18 protein-coding genes are annotated in these 19,633 nt (G+C 59.6%); 12 read left to right on the top strand and 6 right to left on the bottom strand.

What is annotated here, in order from left to right:
* The first annotated feature begins 52 nt into the window (after positions 1 to 52).
* From rpmI to H586_RS0108415, 8 genes are all read left to right on the top strand, one after another.
* A complete protein-coding gene (gene rpmI / locus H586_RS0108460) occupies positions 53 to 250 on the top strand; it encodes a 50S ribosomal protein L35 (protein ID WP_011368469.1) in 198 nt (65 codons plus the stop codon).
* Positions 251 to 331: 81 nt separating this feature from the next.
* Entirely contained in the window at positions 332 to 685 is a 354-nt protein-coding gene (rplT, locus tag H586_RS0108455; RefSeq protein ID WP_011368468.1) for a 50S ribosomal protein L20, read from the top strand.
* Between the two features lie 23 nt (positions 686 to 708).
* A complete protein-coding gene (pheS, locus tag H586_RS0108450) occupies positions 709 to 1,749 on the top strand; it encodes a phenylalanine--tRNA ligase subunit alpha (RefSeq protein ID WP_011368467.1) in 1,041 nt (346 codons plus the stop codon).
* A gap of 159 nt (positions 1,750 to 1,908) precedes the next feature.
* A complete protein-coding gene (gene pheT / locus H586_RS0108440; protein ID WP_027181823.1) occupies positions 1,909 to 4,311 on the top strand; it encodes a phenylalanine--tRNA ligase subunit beta in 2,403 nt (800 codons plus the stop codon).
* A gap of 212 nt (positions 4,312 to 4,523) precedes the next feature.
* Positions 4,524 to 4,895 (top strand): MerR family transcriptional regulator, encoded by a 372-nt coding sequence (locus H586_RS0108435; protein ID WP_027181822.1) that lies wholly within the window; start codon positions 4,524 to 4,526, stop codon positions 4,893 to 4,895.
* An 18-nt stretch (positions 4,896 to 4,913) separates the two neighbouring features.
* Positions 4,914 to 5,567 carry a ribulose-phosphate 3-epimerase gene (rpe, locus tag H586_RS0108430; protein ID WP_011368464.1) on the top strand — a complete coding sequence of 218 codons (654 nt, stop codon included), beginning with the start codon at positions 4,914 to 4,916 and terminating at the stop codon, positions 5,565 to 5,567.
* 231 nt (positions 5,568 to 5,798) lie between these two features.
* A complete protein-coding gene (tkt, locus tag H586_RS0108420; protein ID WP_011368463.1) occupies positions 5,799 to 7,793 on the top strand; it encodes a transketolase in 1,995 nt (664 codons plus the stop codon).
* 123 nt (positions 7,794 to 7,916) lie between these two features.
* Positions 7,917 to 9,095 carry a phosphoglycerate kinase gene (locus H586_RS0108415; protein WP_027181821.1) on the top strand — a complete coding sequence of 393 codons (1,179 nt, stop codon included), beginning with the start codon at positions 7,917 to 7,919 and terminating at the stop codon, positions 9,093 to 9,095.
* Between the two features lie 272 nt (positions 9,096 to 9,367).
* On the opposite strand, the gene H586_RS0108410 is transcribed toward H586_RS0108415, so the two are convergent.
* The 3 genes from H586_RS0108410 to H586_RS0108400 all read right to left on the bottom strand — a co-directional run bounded on the left by H586_RS0108410 (position 9,368) and on the right by H586_RS0108400 (position 13,590).
* Positions 9,368 to 10,129 carry a hypothetical protein gene (locus H586_RS0108410; protein ID WP_155891367.1) on the bottom strand — a complete coding sequence of 254 codons (762 nt, stop codon included), beginning with the start codon at positions 10,127 to 10,129 and terminating at the stop codon, positions 9,368 to 9,370.
* Between the two features lie 146 nt (positions 10,130 to 10,275).
* The gene (locus H586_RS0108405; protein WP_027181819.1) at positions 10,276 to 11,139 is read right to left on the bottom strand and encodes a hypothetical protein; all 864 of its coding nucleotides are present in this window, start codon (positions 11,137 to 11,139) and stop codon (positions 10,276 to 10,278) included.
* 39 nt (positions 11,140 to 11,178) lie between these two features.
* Positions 11,179 to 13,590 carry a Lon protease family protein gene (locus H586_RS0108400; RefSeq protein ID WP_027181818.1) on the bottom strand — a complete coding sequence of 804 codons (2,412 nt, stop codon included), beginning with the start codon at positions 13,588 to 13,590 and terminating at the stop codon, positions 11,179 to 11,181.
* Positions 13,591 to 13,739: 149 nt separating this feature from the next.
* Here H586_RS0108400 and H586_RS18700 point away from each other — a divergent pair, with 149 nt between their 5' ends.
* The 4 genes from H586_RS18700 to H586_RS0108380 all read left to right on the top strand — a co-directional run bounded on the left by H586_RS18700 (position 13,740) and on the right by H586_RS0108380 (position 17,397).
* On the top strand, positions 13,740 to 14,522 hold the full coding sequence (locus H586_RS18700) for a TIGR04283 family arsenosugar biosynthesis glycosyltransferase (RefSeq protein WP_081701802.1): 783 nt from the start codon (positions 13,740 to 13,742) through the stop codon (positions 14,520 to 14,522).
* Positions 14,523 to 14,524: 2 nt separating this feature from the next.
* Complete coding sequence (locus H586_RS0108390; RefSeq protein ID WP_034618949.1) at positions 14,525 to 15,250, top strand: TIGR04282 family arsenosugar biosynthesis glycosyltransferase; 726 nt, start codon at positions 14,525 to 14,527, stop codon at positions 15,248 to 15,250.
* A 7-nt stretch (positions 15,251 to 15,257) separates the two neighbouring features.
* Complete coding sequence (locus H586_RS0108385) at positions 15,258 to 16,337, top strand: lipid A deacylase LpxR family protein (protein WP_011368456.1); 1,080 nt, start codon at positions 15,258 to 15,260, stop codon at positions 16,335 to 16,337.
* A gap of 67 nt (positions 16,338 to 16,404) precedes the next feature.
* The gene (locus H586_RS0108380) at positions 16,405 to 17,397 is read left to right on the top strand and encodes an ABC transporter substrate-binding protein (RefSeq protein WP_051363944.1); all 993 of its coding nucleotides are present in this window, start codon (positions 16,405 to 16,407) and stop codon (positions 17,395 to 17,397) included.
* An 80-nt stretch (positions 17,398 to 17,477) separates the two neighbouring features.
* Here H586_RS0108380 and hemC read toward each other — a convergent pair whose 3' ends face one another.
* From hemC to H586_RS0108365, 3 genes are read right to left on the bottom strand one after another with little or no spacing between them, the layout of a single operon-like run.
* Complete coding sequence (hemC, locus tag H586_RS0108375; protein WP_011368454.1) at positions 17,478 to 18,428, bottom strand: hydroxymethylbilane synthase; 951 nt, start codon at positions 18,426 to 18,428, stop codon at positions 17,478 to 17,480.
* A 39-nt stretch (positions 18,429 to 18,467) separates the two neighbouring features.
* Positions 18,468 to 18,695 carry an FmdB family zinc ribbon protein gene (locus H586_RS0108370; RefSeq protein ID WP_011368453.1) on the bottom strand — a complete coding sequence of 76 codons (228 nt, stop codon included), beginning with the start codon at positions 18,693 to 18,695 and terminating at the stop codon, positions 18,468 to 18,470.
* Positions 18,696 to 18,741: 46 nt separating this feature from the next.
* A complete protein-coding gene (locus H586_RS0108365; protein ID WP_011368452.1) occupies positions 18,742 to 19,371 on the bottom strand; it encodes a D-sedoheptulose 7-phosphate isomerase in 630 nt (209 codons plus the stop codon).
* Positions 19,372 to 19,633: the final 262 nt, after the last annotated feature.

The following is a 19,633-nucleotide window of genomic DNA, read 5'->3' as shown; positions in this document are numbered from 1 at the left end:
GGTCGGCGGCAGCACTGCCGCACGGCCGAAGCATATGGCAAGGAGTGATCACATGCCTAAGATCAAAACCAGACGCTGCGCTGCAAAGCGCTTCTCTGTGACCGGCTCCGGCAAGTTCAAGCGCCGTCGCAAGAATATGCGTCACATTCTGACCAAAAAGGCTTCCAAGCGCAAAATGCAGCTTGGACAACCCGCGCTTGTGGACAAGACCAACGAAAAGGCTGTCAAGCGCATGCTGCCCTACGCCTAGGCGCAGGCGGCATCCGGATTTTCATAGCAGGCTCCGCTGGCCGGTCTCTCGCCTCGCGGAGTTCATAAATGGAGGTAATCCATGCGTGTAAAGAGAGGAATGGCGACTCACAGACGCCATAAAAAGTACCTGAAGATGGCCAAAGGCTACCGCGGTGGTCGCAGCAAACTGTACCGTACCGCGCGGGAAGCCGTAGAACGCTCGCTTGCCTACTCCACCCGTGACCGTAAGGTTCGTAAGCGTGAGTTCCGTAAGCTCTGGATTCTGCGTATCAACGCAGCAGCACGTGAAAACGGTGTTTCGTACAGCAAGTTCATCCACGGCCTGGCTCTGGCCGGAATCGAACTCAACCGCAAGGTGCTGGCCGATCTCGCCGTTCGTGAAAAAGAGGACTTCGCCAAGCTGGCGGAACTCGTGAAGTCGAAACTCAGCTAGATACGAATCGGGACTCCATCCCTATGACCCTGGTCAATGAATTGGAGAGCCTGGTCCCGGACCTTGCCAAGGGCCTGGATCAGGCTTCTTCTTTAGAAATGCTGGAAGAGCTGCGCATTGATTTTCTCGGCCGTAAAGGCCGCCTTGCGCAGATCATGGGCCGCCTGCCTGAACTCGCTCCCGAGGAGCGTCCCGTGGTGGGCAAGACGGCTAACGCCGTCAAGGAATCACTCAATAACCTGTTCGACCGGCGCAAAACCGCGCTGGAAGAAGAACGCGAAGCCGAAAAGCTGTCGCGTTTCGATCCTTCCATGCCCGGACGTATGCCCCGTGTCGGCTCGCTGCACCCCGTGACGCAGGTGATGGACGAAATCTGTCAGGTCTTCAAAGGGCTTGGCTATGATATCGTCACCGGTCCCGAGGTGGAGAACGACTACCACAACTTTGAAGCGCTCAACATGCCGCCGGAGCATCCCGCCCGCGACATGCAGGACACGCTGTACGTCACGGAAAATATCCTGCTGCGTACGCACACCTCGCCCCTGCAGGTGCGCACCATGAAAGAGCGCAAGCCCCCCGTGGCCGCCATCGCTCCGGGCAAGGTGTACCGCCGCGATTCCGACCTTACGCATACGCCCATGTTTCATCAGATTGAAGGATTCATGGTCGACCGTAACGTCAGCATGGCCGATCTGCGGGGCACGCTTACCTCGTTTCTGCAGCAGGTGTTCGGCAAAGACACCAGAGTGCGCTTCCGTCCCAGCTTTTTTCCCTTTACCGAGCCAAGTGCCGAGGTTGATATCTCGTGCTGCATGTGCGGGGGCAAAGGCTATCATAAAGACGGTGCGCCCTGCCGCGTGTGCAAGACCACAGGCTGGGTGGAGATTCTGGGCTGCGGCATGATAGACCCCGAGGTCTTCAAATCCGTCGGCTATGATCCTGAAGTCTACTCCGGTTTTGCATTCGGTCTGGGTGTGGAGCGTGTGACCATGCTCAAATACGGCATCGGCGATCTGCGTATGTTCTTTGAGAACGACGTGCGCTTTTTGCGGCAGTTTGCCTGATGCGGTTGTGCCGCGCGGCCTGCGGGCCGGTGCGGATGACCTGTTGCGTATTTGCTGCGGGGCGCTGCATGTGCCCCGCTGCGTGGCCTGCCGGATGCGCGGCAAACCAGAATTCAAGCCTGCATGACCGGACTCGCTGTCCGGCCACGGGAGACGAGGATGCTTCTTAGTCTTAATTGGCTGCGGGAATTTGTTCCCTATACAGGCACGGCACAGGAGCTGGGCGACCGGCTGACCATGCTGGGTCTTGAGCTTGAGGAAATTATCCGCCCGTTCGACGCCATAGCCGACATAGTAGTGGGCCATGTGCTTGAATGCGGCCGCCACCCCGAAGCGGACAAGCTGTCCGTGTGCAGGGTGGACGTAGGCACCGAGGTGCTGGATATCGTGTGCGGCGCGCCCAACGTGGCTGCCGGACAGAAGGTGCCGGTGGCCAAAGTGGGCGTCACCATGCCTTCCGGATTGAAAATCAAAAAAGCCAAGCTGCGCGGACAGCCTTCCTGCGGGATGATCTGTTCCGAATCCGAGCTTGAGCTTTCCGACGAATCCGACGGCATCATGGTGTTGCCGCAGGATTCTGTACCCGGCGTGCGGCTGGTCGACCTGCTGCAGCTTGACGACACGGTGCTCGATATCAGCATCACCCCCAACAGGGCAGACTGCCTTTCTGTTCTGGGGCTGGCACGCGAAGTGGCGCTTGCCTTTGATCTGCCGCTGACCATGCCGCAGCTTGAACTGCGCGAACAGGGCGAAGACGCCGGCAGTGACGTGACCATAGCCATTGCAGACGGTGCGCAGTGCCCAGTGTATCAGGGCCGCATCATCGAAGGTATCAGCACCTGTCCTTCTCCGCTCTGGATGCGCCACCGGCTCAAGTCGGTGGGTGTGCGTCCCATTTCCGCCATTGTGGATGTGACCAACTATATTCTTATGGAACTCGGCCAGCCGCTGCATGCCTTTGACCTTGACCTGCTTGAAGGGGCACGCATCGTCGTGGAAACGGCGGCGGAGGGTGAGCGCTTTACCACTCTGGACGGTCAGGAACGGGTGCTCAAGGCATCGGACCTGCTCATCAGGGACGGCGCCAAAGCCGTGGCGCTGGCCGGTGTGATGGGCGGAGCCAACACTGAAATCAACGATGCCAGCCGCAGGGTGTTTCTGGAATGCGCCGTCTTCAAACCGGCCACCATTCGCAGAACAGCCCGCAGGCTGGGGCTGAGCAGTGAATCTTCCTACCGGTTCGAGCGCGGTGTGGATCAGGTGCTTTCCACATTTGCCATGAACCGCGCAGCCCAGCTGATGTGCGAACTGAGCGGCGGCGTGCTGCGTCCCGGCGTATGCCGTGCAGAGCCCGCTCCGTGGCAGGCTGCACAGCTGCGGTTCCGCCCCGCCCGTGCTGCAGCGCTTCTGGGCATATCGCTTGATGACGGCTTCTGCCGTGAAACGCTGCAGAAGCTCGGATGCACGCTGAGCGGTGCTGATACGCCCGAATGGACGGTAACCGCCCCCAGTCACCGGCACGACCTTGAACGCGAAGCCGACCTGATAGAAGAAGTCGGCCGTGTTTACGGTATGGACAACATTCCTCCCGTGCTGCCCAAAGTTTCCAAGCCGCTGGAGCAGGGCCGTACGGACAGCGAATATGAATTCTGGGCGCGTATCAAGGCATGGGGCCGCGGTCTGGGGCTTAACGAGGCTGTGAACTACAGCTTTGTGGGGCACAAGGATCTTGATTTTCTCGGCCTGCCTGCCGGCAACCGCATATCCATCATGAATCCGCTGACCTCGGAGCAGGACGTGCTGCGCACAGAACTTGCTCCCGGTCTGCTGAACACTCTGCGGCACAACCTTGCTCAGGGCAGCACCGGACTTCAGGTGTTTGAACTGGCGCACATATTCGAGGCCGACCAGTCGTCTGACACTACCGCGCGTGAATCGGGCAGGCTCGGGCTGCTGGTTTACGGTCAGCGCTATCAGGACGGCTGGCCCCGCCGCGAAGAAGATGCCGGCTACGAAGACCTTAAGGGTATTGTGGAGCATCTGCTGCGCGTGCTTAATCTCGGTCCGGCTGCCTTTACCCTGCGCAAGGATCACAGCTGGCTGCTGCCCTGCGTGGAAATACGCGCGGGCAGTGTGTGCGCGGGCGTGGCAGGCCGCGTAAAACCCGATATCGCCGATGCCTATCATGCCCGCAAGGACGTGTGGATGGCGGAAATCGATCTGGACGCGCTGCGTACCCTTTGCCGCGATGTGGCGGTGCAGTTCAGCGCGTTGCCGGTGTTTCCGCCGGTCAAGCGCGACATCACCGTCATGGCGTCTGCCTCCGTGCCTGTGTCTGCCGTGACAGACCATGTACGCGGCATGAGCCTGAAGCTGTTCAGCGACATCGTGCTGGTTGACGTGTTTGAACCGGAAACGCCTGAAGGCGGGACTCCGGAGCGCAACCTGACCTTCCGGCTTACGTTCAGACATGCTGAGCGTACCCTCAAGGACAAGGAAGTGGACAAGGAACGCGACAAAGTGGCAGAATCGCTTACGGAAGCATTGGGAGTCCGTATCTAGACGCATATATCCGCCACAGCACTGTCCGGCGTGCGGCCGGACAGTGCTGTGAAGGTTGCGCTTAACAGCAGGGAATCATTCGTTTCGTCGGCATTCCGTCATATGGTCGGACGTGGCTGACGCGCCGCCTGCGGGCATATGCCCTTGCCGCGGCACGGACGGACATCCGCAGCACCGGCTGGTGCGTGCTGCTTCCAGCAAAGGGAGAAGGCATGTCAGGCACCGTTTACCGGATAGGCGAAGCCGCCAGATTACTCAACCTGAAGACGTATGTTCTGCGCTTCTGGGAAACGGAGTTTCCCCAGCTGGTGCCGGAGCGTGCAGAAAGCGGTCAGCGCCTGTACACCGAAGAGAACATAGCGCTGCTCAGGCAGATACGGTACATGCTGCATGAGCAGGGGTTGACCATTGAAGGCGCCAGAAAAGTGCTGGCGGAACAGCAAAGCAGCCGGAAGCAGCAGGCGGAGCCGCAGACATGCGCCCCTGCCGCGCCTGTGGCTGAAAACGGTATCGTGCGGGAAGTCATAGACGAGCTTCAGGTGCTGCGCACCATGCTGCACGCTGCCGGAACGGACCGCATGTAACGGTCCCGGGGAACCACTATGATTTTATCTCCTTCGTTGCTTTCTTCCGACTACGGAAGGCTGGCGGACGAACTTGCCGCTCTTGAAGACGCAGGCCTTTCGTGGGTGCACTGGGATGTCATGGACGGCATGTTTGTGCCTAACATCACGCTGGGAGCACCCATCATCAAAAAGCTGCGCAAAGCCAGCGGACTTTTTTTTGATGTGCACCTGATGGTGCAGGCACCCGAACGCTATATAGCGGATTTTGCCGACGCCGGTGCCGATATGCTGGTGGTGCACGCCGAAGCCACAAACCATCTGGAGCGTACCCTGAGCGAAATCCGCCGCATGGGCGTTCAGTGCGGCGTGGCTCTCAATCCGCATACGCCGCTCTGTGTGCTTGAGTACGTGCTGGATCAGCTAGACATGGTGCTGATCATGAGCGTCAACCCCGGCTTCGGCGGGCAGAAGTTCATACCCTTCACCATGCGAAAAATAGAAGAACTTTCCGCCATGATCACCGCCAGAGGGCTGAAAACCCTCATTCAGGTAGATGGCGGCGTGGATCCTGAAAACACACCGGAGCTGGTGCGCCGCGGGGCGGATGTGCTGGTCTCCGGATCTGCTTTTTTCGGGCATCCTCCCTATCGTCAGCGGCACGATGCCTTTCAGGCAGCGGCAGCCCGGTAGCAGTCATGTAATGGAACGGGGCACGGTAACACGTGCCCCTTTTTCGGGCTTCCGGCTTGATTCCTGTGCGGATGAACAGTCGCGTCCGGCGGATGGTGCCGCGGTGTCGTCGGTGCCGCCGTTTTTTGAAAAATGATTTCAGTGGTTGTCTTCCCCGCTTCAAGCGACTAGGGATGCACCAGCCGGCGCGGGTTTACGCACCGGCAATCAGTCACTCTTCAGGAGGATCAGATGGCTTCCCGCAAGGATCTTGCCAACGCTATCCGCGCACTCAGCATGGACGCCGTGGAAAAGGCCAAATCAGGCCACCCCGGTGCGCCCATGGGTATGGCCGACATGGCCGAAGTTCTGTGGAACGATTTCATGAAGCATAACCCCGCCAACCCCGGCTGGGCAGACCGCGACCGCTTCGTGCTTTCCAACGGACACGGTTCCATGCTTATTTATTCGCTGCTGCACCTTTCCGGCTACGATCTCAGCATCGACGACATCAGAAATTTCCGGCAGCTGCATTCCAAAACTCCGGGCCACCCCGAATACGGCGTGACCCCCGGCGTGGAAACTACCACCGGCCCGCTGGGGCAGGGCATCGCCACGGCCGTGGGCATGGCCATGGCAGAGCGCATGCTGGCCGAAGCCTTCAACCGCGACGGATTCACCGTTGTCGATCACCACACCTATGTGTTTCTGGGTGACGGCTGCATGATGGAAGGTCTGTCGCATGAAGCCTGCTCTCTGGCCGGTACGCTGGGCCTGGGCAAGCTTGTGGCGCTGTACGATGATAACGGCATTTCCATTGACGGTCGTATTGACAGCTGGTTCGGCGATGATACCCCCGCCCGTTTCCGTGCCTACGGCTGGCATGTGGTGGCCGGTGTGGACGGGCACGATGCCGAAGCCGTGCGCAAAGCCATTGAAGAAGCCAGAGCAGAAACAGGACGTCCCAGCCTGATCTGCTGCAAGACCAAGATAGGCATGGGCGCCCCCAATATGGCTGATTCCAGCAAAGTGCACGGTGCGCCGCTGGGTGCGGATGAAATAGCCGCCACCCGCGCCAACATAGGTTGGAATCATCCTCCGTTCGAGATTCCGGCCGATGTGTATGCAGGTTGGGACGCACGGCCCAGAGGCGCTGCCGCCCAGCAGGTATGGGATGACATGTTTGCTGCTTATGCCGCAGCACACCCTGCGCTTGCCGCGGAATTCACCCGCCGCATGGCAGGCGATCTGCCCGAAGGCTGGAAGGAGCTTTGCGAAAAAGCACTGGCGCAGATTGTGGCCGCTGCCGAAAACCTTGCCACCCGCAAGGCCTGCAACAAATCGCTTGAAGCCATCGGCCCTGCGCTGCCCGAAATGGTGGGCGGTTCCGCCGACCTTACCGGCTCCGTAGGTACCAAATGGAGCGGCAGCAGGCTGCTGGACAGCGCCAACTGGGGCGGCAACTATATTTCCTATGGTGTGCGTGAGTTCGCCATGGGTGCCATCATGAACGGCCTGACCCTGCATGGCGGCTTCCTGCCTTACGCCGGTACGTTCCTCATCTTCTCCGATTACGCCAAAAATGCGTTCCGTCTTTCCGCGCTGATGGGCATCCGCACCGTCTGGGTGCTGACGCACGACTCCATCGGTGTGGGCGAAGACGGCCCCACGCACCAGCCGGTGGAACAGCTGGCCGGTCTGCGTCTTATTCCCGGGGCTCATGTGTGGCGCCCCTGCGATACCGTGGAAACTCAGGTTGCCTGGCAGAGTGCCGTTGAATACAAAAACGGCCCCACAGCGCTGTCGTTTACGCGGCAGGGTGTGCCTTTCATGCAGCGTGATGATGCCGCAGTGCGGAACATCGCCCGCGGCGGTTATGTGCTGCGTGACTGCGAGGGTACCCCGGAAGTCATCCTTATCGCCACCGGTTCGGAAGTGGGCGTGGCCGCCGGAGCCTGCGACAGGCTGACAGCCGAAGGCCGCAGGGTACGGCTTGTTTCCATGCCGTGCAGCAATATCTTCGACCGGCAGGACGCCGCCTACCGTGAATCGGTACTGCCCGCAGCTGTTGAGGCCCGTGTGGCCGTTGAAGCCGCCGCTTCTGACTTCTGGTGGAAATACGTGGGGCTTAAAGGCCGCGTGGTGGGTATGACCACCTTTGGCGAATCCGCCCCCGGCAAGGTGCTGTTCGAACACTTCGGCTTTACGGCAGACAATGTGGCTGCCGTGGCAAAAGAAGTGCTGTAGCGTTTTTCGGGGATGACCCCGGACGCTGTTCCATGTACAACAAAAGGTGCGGGTGTGATGCATGATCACATTCGCACCTTTTTTATGCTGTATCCTTCAGTCTTAGCCCGCAGGAGACTTCATATGAACGTACTGAAAATGACTGATCTTGATCTGCGCGGAAAGCGTGTGCTTATCCGCGAGGACCTGAACGCTCCCATCAAGGACGGGGCGGTGGCCAACGACAACAGGCTGCGCGCAGCCGCGCCTACCATCCGCCTTGCCATGCAGGCAGGAGCACGGGTTATGGTGATGTCGCATCTGGGCCGTCCGGCAGAAGGCGCGTTTGACGAATCGGCATCCATGGCGCCTGTGGCGGCACGGCTGGCCGATATTCTGGGCTGCCCCGTGCCGGTGGTGCGGGACTGGCTGGACGGGGTGGATGTGCCCGAAGGCGGCGTGGTGCTGACAGAGAATGTACGCTTCAACAAGGGCGAAAAAAAGAACGACGAAGAGCTGGGCAGGCGCATGGCGGCCCTGTGCGATGTTTATGTGATGGATGCTTTCGGCACGGCGCACCGTGCGCAGGCTTCCACCCATGCCGTTGCCGCATTTGCTCCCGTGGCCTGCGCGGGCCCGCTGCTGGCGGCGGAACTGGAAGCTCTGGGCAAGGCCCTTGGCGCCCCGCGCCACCCTGTAGTTGGCATCATCGGCGGTTCCAAGGTCTCGACCAAGCTCACTCTGCTGGAAACGCTTTCCTCCAAGGTCGACAAGCTTATTGTGGGCGGGGGCATTGCCAATACGTTTATCCGTGCCGCAGGTTTTGCCGTGGGCAAATCACTGTATGAAGAAGATCTGGTGGCCGAAGCCGCCCGCCTGATGCAGGCCGCAGCCGCAGCCGGAGGAGAGATTCCCGTGCCTGTGGATGTGGTGGTGGCCACGGAGTTTGCCGAAACTGCAACGCCTGTCTGCAAGCCGGTGGATCAGGTGGCCGAGAATGAGATGATTATGGACATCGGGCCGCAAACCGCCGCCATGTATGCAGAGGTGCTGCGCGGAGCAGGAACCATCGTGTGGAACGGACCTGTCGGGGTGTTCGAGTTTGATGCCTTCGGTGCCGGTACAGAAGCGCTGTGCAGGGCTGTGGCGCAAAGCAGCGCCTTTTCCATCGCCGGCGGCGGTGACACTGTGGCCGCTGTGGATAAATACGGCGTCCGTGACGGCGTATCCTATATATCCACGGGCGGAGGGGCTTTTCTGGAGTTTCTGGAAGGCAAGGAGCTGCCGGCAGTGGCCATGCTGGAACAGCGCGCAAAAGCCTGAGCACTGCGAGGGCGTAACTGCCGGTGAGCTTGTGCCGCCACCGGCTGCTGCCGCACCGGTTTTCCTTCGTTATATCTGAAACAGCAGTCCCCTGCCGGACTGTTACCGCATATGCGGTAACAGTCCGGCAGAATCATTTTGCGGTGTGGCGCCGCATGTTCTTTTCACGACGGCGCTCAGGCGCAGGTTGTACAGACCGGACCCGATTTCCGGTGGCAGGTCAGCTGTGTTGTGCCCGCGGTGCGGGCGGCCGGTTTGCCAACGGCACACCGTCAGAAATTCCAGCGGAAATGAAAACGGGCTCCGGCGCCATGTTCTGCTTCTGCAGGGTTGGGATTTCCCAGCAGGGGAATGTTTCTGGCCGTGCCGTATTCAGGCCCGAAAGAAAGCTGCAGACGTTCGGTGGGGGACCAGTCCATGTATATTCCGGCGCGTACTCCCTGCATTTCCAGAGCCATGCGCTGTGCGTCATCTCCTGCGGGCACGGGCACCACATCGGTGGCAATCTGCGAGCGGATGGCCCAGTCGGGGGCATCGGAATAGTACAGCGTGGCACGGGCGTTGCCATATGTCTCTGCAGAAAAGGTGGTCAGGTCTTGCGCACCGGACGAATCGCCCAGCAGGCTGATTTCCGGCGTGATGGGCACTGCAAGCAGAGAACCTGCCGTATCTGCCGCCGGAGTGACGGCAAAAAGCAGCACGGGGTCGTCATGCCGGGCTGCCTCATCCAGCTTGCGCAGCACTTCCGCCTCGTTTCCGCTGCCGGTAAAGCCCAGTGCAAAAGTATAGTAGCTGCCCCGATAACCTGCCGGTACAGCAGTATCTTCACCTGTAATATCTGTTGCACCGGTTCCGGATGACTGCACCGGAGACGTTGCACCGGCAGGAAAGGCCGCTGCAGGCAATACCGCAAACAGCAGTGCAAGCAGCACTGCACGGCATGCCGCCTTTGTGCGGCGCAGGCGCAGTTGTCTGCCTGTGGATGTGCCGGTTGAAAACGCGCTACGCGGCGCAGCTGCATGCAAAACGTTCATGGTTGCTATGTAATACATTTTGCGGGCAGGGCAAGAAAAAAAACAGGGCTGCGGGGCGTGGTGACGGGGTCTGCGGCCGCAGGCAGGATGTAAAAAAAAGCCGCGCTCTCTGCGGAGCGCGGCCGTTGAATGCCCTGAGGCTGAGGCTAGAATGAGTAGGAAATGCTGATCCGGCCGCCTGCGGCAGCGTCGGGCTCCTGCTTGTCCCATCGTCTGTTTTCGTTGTCGTCGTAAACCTTCATGCTGCGGCCCCAGACAAGCTCGGGACCGGCGGAAAGCACCAGCCCGTCCAGAGGCTTCCAGTCAAGGTACAGACCGGTGATGATTTCTCGCATTTCAAGAAAGCCTTCTTTGGCAAGCGGGCTGTGGTCGCGCAGTCTGTATACTCCGATGTCGTAATCGGCTGCCAGCCGCACATCCAGCGCCTCAGACACGGCATAGCGTGCTTCCGTTTTGGGAAAGCCCAGCTGCAGGGTCCACGGGCCTTCTGCATAGCGTGCGCTGAACATGGGGAAGGCGTATGTTTTCAGCGGAGTGCGTATGCCGGCAATACCAGCCGCCACAGAAGCCTGCGGGCTGAAGGCATACCCCACCATGCCGCCGCCGAAGAACGTCAGATTGTCATTGACGAAATCTTCTTCGAACATGGACGTGATGCCCAGCGAGGCAGTGGTGAACCACGGTCCGCTGATGCGGAACGTGTCGTTGTACATCACGCCGATGCGCTGCAGGTTTTCAAAGGGCGTCTTGCCGTCTCTGCCGAAGCGCATGCCGGAAGTGTCGCTCCAGTCATAGTTGTCGTTACGGTAAAAGAACGAAAACTCGTTCCATGTTGCCCGCACTCTGGTCGATGTGCGCGCAAAGGAGCCGCCGTCATCAAGGTCGGCCTTGGCTGTGTACGCGCTTTCGAGGTTGAGTTTCAGTGTGTGCTCGCTTTCGGCCCGGGCACCGGCGGCCCCCAGCAGCAGAAAAGCAAGCAGAGAGAGAACAGCACCACAACGTCTTGCCATCAAAGTGACTCCTGTAAAAGGTTTTCTGATCCGTCGGAATCAGCGCGAGCGGAATGCTCTGGTGGCCAGTCTGCCCATTTCGGCAAGGCGTCTGTCCACCTTATGGTACAGCGAGTCCGGCGTGAAAGAGCCGTCCTTGCGTCTGTTACCTGTTTTTATTCCCGTAAGCAGTTCAAGTGCTTCTGTGATGTGGCGCACCGGATATATGGCGAACTTTCCCGCATCAACTTCTTTGAGAACATCGTATTTAAGCATAAGATGGTCGGTGTTGTCATGCGGAATGATAACTCCCTGTCTGCCGGTAAGTCCCCGGCGCACACACAGGTCGAAAAATCCTTCGATTTTGCGCGTCACACCGCCCACCGCCATGATGGAACCGGACTGCGACACCGCACCGGTGAACGCCAGCGACATATCTATGGGCACCTGAGCCAGCGCCGAAAGCAGCGCGGCCAGTTCCGCACCGGAGGCGGAGTCGCCTTCCACACCCACGTAGTTCTGTTCGAAGCACAGGCTGCCGGAAAGTACCAGCGGTTTGTTATGGGCGAACTGGCTGAGCAGGTAGCTTTTAAGAATCATCATGGCTTTGGTGTGAATGGGGCCGCCAAGCTGGGCTTCACGTTCAAGGTCGATGATGCCGCCTGTGCCCACGCCCACCGTGCACGATATGGAGTGCGGCAGACCGAACTCAAAGTCGCCGTACATGCTGACTGAAAGCCCTGTCACATGTCCCACGGCCTGACCGCTGGTAGCCACTTTTATCAGCTCGCGGTCGTATTCCTCCATGAAGAGCTCTTCATACAGATTGCTGCGGTAATGGCGTGCTTCCAGTGCGTTATGCAGCGTGGCGCCATCCACCATTTTTTTTCCTTTCATGGAAGCCAGCGCGGCGGCTTCGAGCATCAGCTCGCGCACCAGAGGGAATTTGAGCGACAGTTTTTTCTGGTCTTCGATAATCCGCGAACCATGATCGACAATGCCGGCCATGGCCTCGCGGGTGAAAGGAGGCAGACCGGCTTCTTCTATGATGCGGCCTATGCGGTGCAGGTAATTTTTGACCCCTGCAGCGTCGCGCCGCATGGTTTCGGCCATATGTGCCTTGATTTTAAACAGCTTGGGAAAACGGTCGTCGTGCTCTGTCAGCTGTTCGTACAGCTCTTCATCACCGATGAGGATGACCTTGAGCGACAGATCCAGCGGTTCCGGCTCTATGCCCTTGGTCTTGGTGGTGTCCACACCGTCGTCGGGGTCTTCGATGCGCGCACGTGAAGACCGCAGGGCGCGCATCAGCCCTTCCCATGCGGCGGGGTGCTGCAGAATATCTTCCATATGCAGCAGCAGAAAACCGCCGTTGGCCTTTTGCAGGGCGCCTGCTTTTACCAGCGTGAAATCGGTGACCAGCGCGCCCATTTCGGCCTCGCGTTCCACGCACCCCAGCAGGTTGGCGGGGGTGGGGTGGTCTTCGGTGACGATGGGGGCGCCTTTCAGCTCGGAATTATCGACAAAGAGATTAATCTCGTACCGTCCAAGAGTCTCTTCACTGGCGGAACCACCGGAGGCATCGCCCTGCTGCGGGGTGTCCTGCTTGGCCACAAAGCTGTCCAGATTGTCCAGCATGTCAGCCCGCAGATCTTCAAAATAATCACACAGCACGGCACAGGCACAGGCGCTGTTGTATTCTTCCGCCAGCGGCTTCAGATGTGTGTCCAGCACTTCGGACATGACTTTACGGTCCAGCGAGCGCTCGCCTTCGGAAAAACTCTGTTCGGCTTTGCTCAGCTGGCGCATGAGCCCTGTCATTACCTTGAGCAGCGCGTCACTTTTAACCTTCAGGTTTTTGCGCAGTCCTTCGTCCAGTCGTTCAAATTCTTCTTCGCTCAGGCGTTTGCCTTCGATAAGCGGGTACAGCGTGACTCCGCCCGCGTCATCCAGATCAAGGTTGAATCCCTTGCCCACGGCCACGGAATCCATTTCCTTGAGCAGCTTGTCGCGTATGTCCTGAAAACGCTCCAGCAGTTCGTTGCGCTTTTTGACATAGGCATCGTTTTCAAAGCGCGAGGGAATCTCTTTGCGGATACGCGTTATGGTCTGGGCAAGGTCGTTTTTGAGCGCGCGCCCCTTGCCGGCGGGCAGCAGTATAAGTCGCGGGTGGTCGCGGTCGTCAAAGTTGTGTACATACAGTTGGTCGGGCGGCGCGGGCATTTTGCGGGCGCGGGGCGTCAGCACGTCCATCAGCATGTACGTGCGGCCCAGATTGGCTTCGCCGGCCAGATATATGTTATAGCCTGTGTCGCGTATGTGCAGCGCCATTTCCAGCGCCTGCATGGCGCGGGGCTGGGCGCTGCCGCGCGGGGCCGAACGGGGCAGCGTGCGGCTGTCGTCGCAGGGAATGCGTGCGGGGTCCAGTCTGGTGCGTAGCTTGGAAGACGGTAGCGGCTTGGGTCTGCTCATGATTCTCCTGATCGGGCAGTGAATTTGCTTGGGCAAAAGCGATACGCAGTTGCTCAACGGGAAAGTATATCGCAGCATATGCTGAAAGTCATCAGGCAATAGCGTTTGTCAGGCGGCCGGGCTGTCTATATACTCAGGGATATCAGGCAATGACGTGTCAGAACGGTACTTGTGTCCGGCGTTGCAAGACGAGCGGAAACTCCGGTGGTCGGGCCTGCGGGGCAAACGGTGCAGACCCCGCGGTTGTTTCCGTGGTGGTGCCGGTGCTTGCGGGGCAAGGCATGGCAGGCAGGCTGGCGGAGCATCTGCAGGCGGTAAGCGGCGGTGTGCCCTTTGAGCTGATAATAGCGGACGGCGACCCGCAGCAGCCGCTGCCGCAGCCGGACTGCCTGTGCGGTGCCGCCGTGCTGCACAGGCACGCTCCCATAGGCAGGGCACGCCAGATGAATGCCGCCGCCGCATGCGCCCGGGGGCGTGTGCTGCTGTTTCTGCATGCCGATACCCGCCTGCCGCATAATGCTTTTGCGCATATGCTGGATGCGCTCTCGCGGGTTCAGGCCGGGGCGTTCAGTCTGGGCATTGATGGCGGGGGCCTTTTTTTCCGGCTGACGGAGCGGGTGGCCGACGCCCGCAACAGGCTTACGCGCACGCCTTACGGTGATCAGGCGCAGTTTTTCTGCACCGCGTATTTCCGGCAGCTGGGCGGGTATGCCGATATCCCTCTGATGGAGGATGTGGACATCATGCGCCGCATCCGGCGCAGGGGCGACCCCATAGAAATAGTGAAAAGCCGTGTTGCCACATCGGCGCGGCGCTGGCACAAGGAAGGTCTGCTGTACTGCTCGGCGCGTAACGTATGTTTGCGCGCATTGTATGCGCTGGGCGTTTCTCCGCACTCTCTTTCACGATGGTATCGCGCACACAGGGGATGATCATGAGCGAATCCTGCATTCTTTTTTTTGTCAAGTATCCTGAACCGGGAAAGGTGAAAACGCGTCTGGGCGAAGTGGTGGGCAATGACAAAGCCGCCATGCTGTACCGGCATTTTGTGCAGGACATGCTGCAGGGGCTTGCGCGCCTGCATGCCGACCTGCGCATCTGTTATGTGCCGGGTGACGCCGATCTGCCCGAAAAATTCAAGGCATGGCTGGGCCCGCAGCATATGTTTGCGGCACAGCAGGGGCTTGATCTGGGCGAACGCATGAAGCATGCCATGCAGAAAGCCTTTGACGACGGTTATGACCGCGTGGTGCTGATGGGCAGTGATATACCGGACTATCCCTGCGAACTGGTGCAGAAGGCGCTGAACGATCTGCAGCATTATGATGCGGCCATAGGTCCCGCTTTTGACGGCGGGTATTATCTTATCGGATTCCGTAAAGACAGCTTTTGTCCCGATGTTTTTGACGGCATACGCTGGGGCGAGGCGGACGTATATCAGCCCACGGTGGAAAAAATGCGCAGGGCCCGTCTTGAGGTGCTGCAGCTGCCCGACTGGAACGATGTGGACACGGTATGGGATCTTAACGTGCTGTACCGTACCAACAAAAACAGTTCGTTCCGCCGGTCGTCCACTTACGCGCTGCTGCGCGAAAATGACGCACTGATCAGGCAGTACGACATAGATCTGCCGGGCATGGCTCCGGTGGAAAAGGAGTAGACCGCGCATGCGGAATATCGCGCTTTTTCTCGCACTGTGCGGCATGCTGTGCTGCGCAGTGCCGGCGCGCGCCGACACCGCGGCGCAGACAACCGTTAAAGACAGCTATGTACGCACCAAGGCCAAATCCACGCGTACGCTGCTTTTTTATTTTGAAAACGACCTGTTCGGCGGAACTGACCAGTACTACACCAATGCCGTACAGATGACGCTTGTATCGCGCGATCTGCCCACCCTGGCGGCGGATGACATGCTGCCGGACAGTCTGGACGGCCTGCTGGACGAGCTGCCGCTGGAGGCCGGTAAGGACTCGCAGTACAACGTCTCGCTAACGCTGGGCCAGCACATTTACACGCCTTCGGACACACAGGTGGAGCACCTGCTGGAAGATGACCGGCCGTATGCCGGATATCTGTACGGTGCCGTGGGGCTGCATGCCAAACAGCACGACAGGCTGGATACGCTTATGGTCACCATGGGTATGGTGGGACCGGCCGCTCTGGGAGAATTTGCCCAGAACGGCGTGCACAGCGTGCGCAACATTCCCACCGCCAAAGGCTGGGAAAACCAGCTGCACAACGAGCCTGCGCTTATGGTCACCTTTGAGCGGGCGTGGCGGCTGAACCCCGAAAGTTCGGGCAGCGGGTGGGGCTGGGACGTGCTTCCGCATGCCGGACTGACGGCGGGCAACGTGCTGACGTATGCCAATGCCGGCGGCGAGGTGCGCTTCGGGTACAATCTGCCTGCAGATTTCGGCACTTCACTTATCAGGCCGGGGGCGGCCATCGGTGCCCCCACAGACGACGATGACCCCCGTCTGCATGCCGGCGATGAAGGTTTCGGGGTGTATTTTTTTGCCGGTACAGACCTGCGGGCCGTGGCGCGTAACATTTTTCTGGACGGCAACACATTTACAAGCAGTCACCATGTGGCCAAAAAAACGCTGGTGGCCGACGTAAACGGGGGCATCGCCCTGATGTACGGCCGCTACCGTGTTTCCTACACCCATGTGCTGCGTACTCGCGAGTTTTATAGTCAGGAGCGGCGGCAGCATTTCGGTTCGCTTACATTTGCCGTTACGTTTTAGTGCATGGTAAATAATACCGTGCCGTGTCGTGCTGCGGTACCGTTGCGCTGACTACGGAGGTATCGCTTTGCTGCTGCGTGTTTCTGCCATAGTATTGTGTGCGCTGCTGTTTGCCGGACTGTGTGCCGCGCGTGCCGCTGCGGCCACCATACTGGTCATTCAGAGCTACCATGCGGAATACGCCTGGGACGCAGAATGGCTGCAGACCCTGCGCCTGCGGCTGACGCCGGAGCATACCCTGCTGACCTTTGAGCTTGATACCAAACGTCTGCCCCGGGAAGAGTTTGCCGCCCGCGCCGGGCTGGCCATGGATGCGTACAGGCGGCATGCTCCGGATGTGGTGGTGCTGGCCGACGACAATGCCTGCCGTCTGCTGGGGCCGCAGCTTGTGGCGGCAGGTGCGCGTATTATTTACATGGGGGTCAACGGCAACCCGCGCGATTACGGGCTGCACGGGCCGGAAAACGTGGCAGGAGTCATCGAGCGTCCGCTGGTGAAGCGCACGCTGAGTTACCTCAGCCGCCTTGAAGGCCTGACACTCAGGCGTGCGCTGATGCTTTTTGACAGCGGCACAACGTCGCAGCTTATTTTCCGCACTGTTCTGCGCGGTGCCGCAGAGCAGAATGTCATGGGCATCGAACTGCAGACGCGCATCGTCGGCAGCTGGCAGCAATGGCGTGAACATGTGCTCTCGGCGCGCGGGCAGGGGGCCGATATCCTTATCATCGGTCTGTACCAGACGCTGCGTGATGCAGACGGTCGTGTTGTGCCCGATGACAAGGTGCTGCGCTGGACGGCGGAGCACAGTCCGGTACCGTGTTTTGCCGTATGGGAATTCAGCGTGGGACCGGGGCTTGCCATAGGCGGGCTGCTGCACTCTGCAGAAGAACAGGCACACAGGGCCGCAGGGCTGGTCGAATCCATGCTGGCCGGAGAGCCGCTGCCGGTGCAGCCGGTACTGGCCGAACAGGGCATGCTGAAATTCAGCCGCAGCGGGCTTGCGCGCTGGGGTCTGGTTCTGCCCGCAACCTTTATTGATCAGGTGGAAATGGTGCCCTGATTTTCCGGAGTTTCTTTCTGAAAGAAACGGGCGGCGCAGATAATATCTGCGCCGCCCGTTTTGTATGGCGTTTGTCAGACTCAGGCCTGCGGCGAGGCGTGGCCGTTTTCATAGACGCGCTGCAGAATGGCGTCGGCACCGGCGGCCTTTACCTGTGCTGCAAGCGTCAGACCGGTATCGCGGGCGTCTGCTTCGGTGCCCGCGGCAGTGCGCCTGATGACGGCGGTGCCGTCCAGTTCGGCCACAAGTCCCGTCAGCTCAAAGCTGTTGTCGCCGGTCATGACGGCGTATCCGGCTATGGGCACCTGACAGCCGCCCTGCAGCCCGAAAAGAAAGCCGCGTTCCGCCTCGACGCATATGCGCGAGGGGCGGTGGTCAAGAAATGCCAGCATCTCGGCAAGGTCCTGCCTGTCACTGCGGTATTCAAGACCCAGTGCTCCCTGTCCCACGGCGGGCATGAACAGGGGCGGTCCCAGCTCGGAATGAAAGGGAGCCGTTTCGCCCAGACGCTTGAGCCCTGATGTGGCCATGATGATGGCGTCGTATTCTCCGTCCATCAGTTTGCGTATGCGGGTCTGCACGTTGCCGCGCAGCCATTTGACTTCAAGGTCGGGACGCATGGCGAGAATCTGTGACTGGCGGCGCAGACTGCTTGTGCCCACCACGGCACCCTGCGGCAGGGCGTCCAGCCCGTCGTATCTGGCCGAAAGCAGCGAGTCCGTGGGGACTTCCCTCTCGGGAATGGCTCCCAGAGTCAGTCCCTGAGGCAGTTCCATGGGAACATCTTTCATGCTGTGCACGGCGATGTCTGCGCGGCCGTCCAGCAGCGCTTCTTCGATTTCTTTGACAAAAAGACCCTTGCCGCCCACTTTGGCCAGGGGCACGTCAAGAATGATGTCGCCTTTGGTTTTCAGAACCAGCAGTTCGACTTCAAAACTGTCGGGGTACTGCTGCATGATGCGTTCTTTGATATGTTCTGCCTGCCAGAGAGCGAGCTTGCTGCCGCGGGTAGCGATGACGATTTTTTTCATGTGCGCGCCTGTGAGAGTTAGAGAATTGGCGGGGCGGCGTTATTTGCAGGAAGAGCAGTTGCCGCCGGAACAGCCGGAACAGCCGCCGGATGATGCCGGCAGAGAGTACCCGCCCTGACCGTCGGATGTTTTGAAGCAGGAGCAGGACATTAGTTTTTCGGTTTTTGTAGAGCCGCAGGCCGGACATTTGACCGTGTCACCCGCACCGAAAACCAGTTCTTCAAAATCCTTGTGACAGGCTTTGCATGTGTACTCGTAAATGGGCATGGTATTCCTCTTTGCTGAAACTTAACGGATATATGGCAAGCCCCGCCTAGCGGCTTTCCGCCGGCTGTTCAAGCCAGGGCTGCAGTTCAAGCACGTTTTCAAAAAGATAATGGTCCACCAGACCGCACAGCAGGTGTCCTACGGCTATGTGTATTTCCTGAATGAGCGGAGTGCGGCTGTCTTTCACGTCGATGAGGTAATCACACAGTTCGGCCATGGCGCCGCCGCCTTTGCCGGTCAGCCCCACGGTGATGACGCCTTTTTCGGCAGCGGCCCGCAGTGCTGCAAGCACGTTGGGACTGCCGCCCGAAGTGGATATGGCTATAAGCACATCGCCCTGCTGGCCCAGCGCCTGCACCTGTTTGCTGAAAACCTGCTCAAACCCGAAATCATTGCCGATGGATGTGAGCACGGAGGAATCGGTGGTCAGGGCGATGGCAGGCAGCGGGGGTCTGTCCATAATAAATCTGTTCACGAATTCGGCGGCCAGATGTTGCGCGTCGGCCGCGCTGCCGCCGTTGCCGCACAGCAGCACCTTGCCGCCGCGCGCGATGCATACGGCCATGATACGCGCCACATCCACCACGGCGTCGGCGTTTTCCTGAAAAAACGCTTCCCGCAGGCGGCTGCCGTCCAGCGCGTGCTCCATGACCATTATTTTGGCAGTGTCTGACATCGGGGCTCCTTGTTGAAACATTCCGCGAAACGCAAGGGGCGAAACGGAACCACTTGGGACTACCCTAAATGGCGCAGGCTCGCAATGTTTCGTGGCATTGTTATGTATCAATCCGGTATTATTGATGTTGCATGAGTCTGTCTTTGCCGTCGGCGGGTGTTTGCACCTGTGCCGCGGCCGGTGCGGGCTTTTATTCTTGTCCGGCGGGCGCATGTGGGGTAGTCCCTGCCGCAAAGCCTTACGGCTTCTTGATGGAATCTGT

This window comes from Oleidesulfovibrio alaskensis DSM 16109 (assembly GCF_000482745.1).
GTDB classification, from domain to species: domain Bacteria; phylum Desulfobacterota; class Desulfovibrionia; order Desulfovibrionales; family Desulfovibrionaceae; genus Oleidesulfovibrio; species Oleidesulfovibrio alaskensis.
Note: the sequence above shows the minus strand (reverse complement) of the source record. Positions and strands in the feature narration are given on the sequence as shown.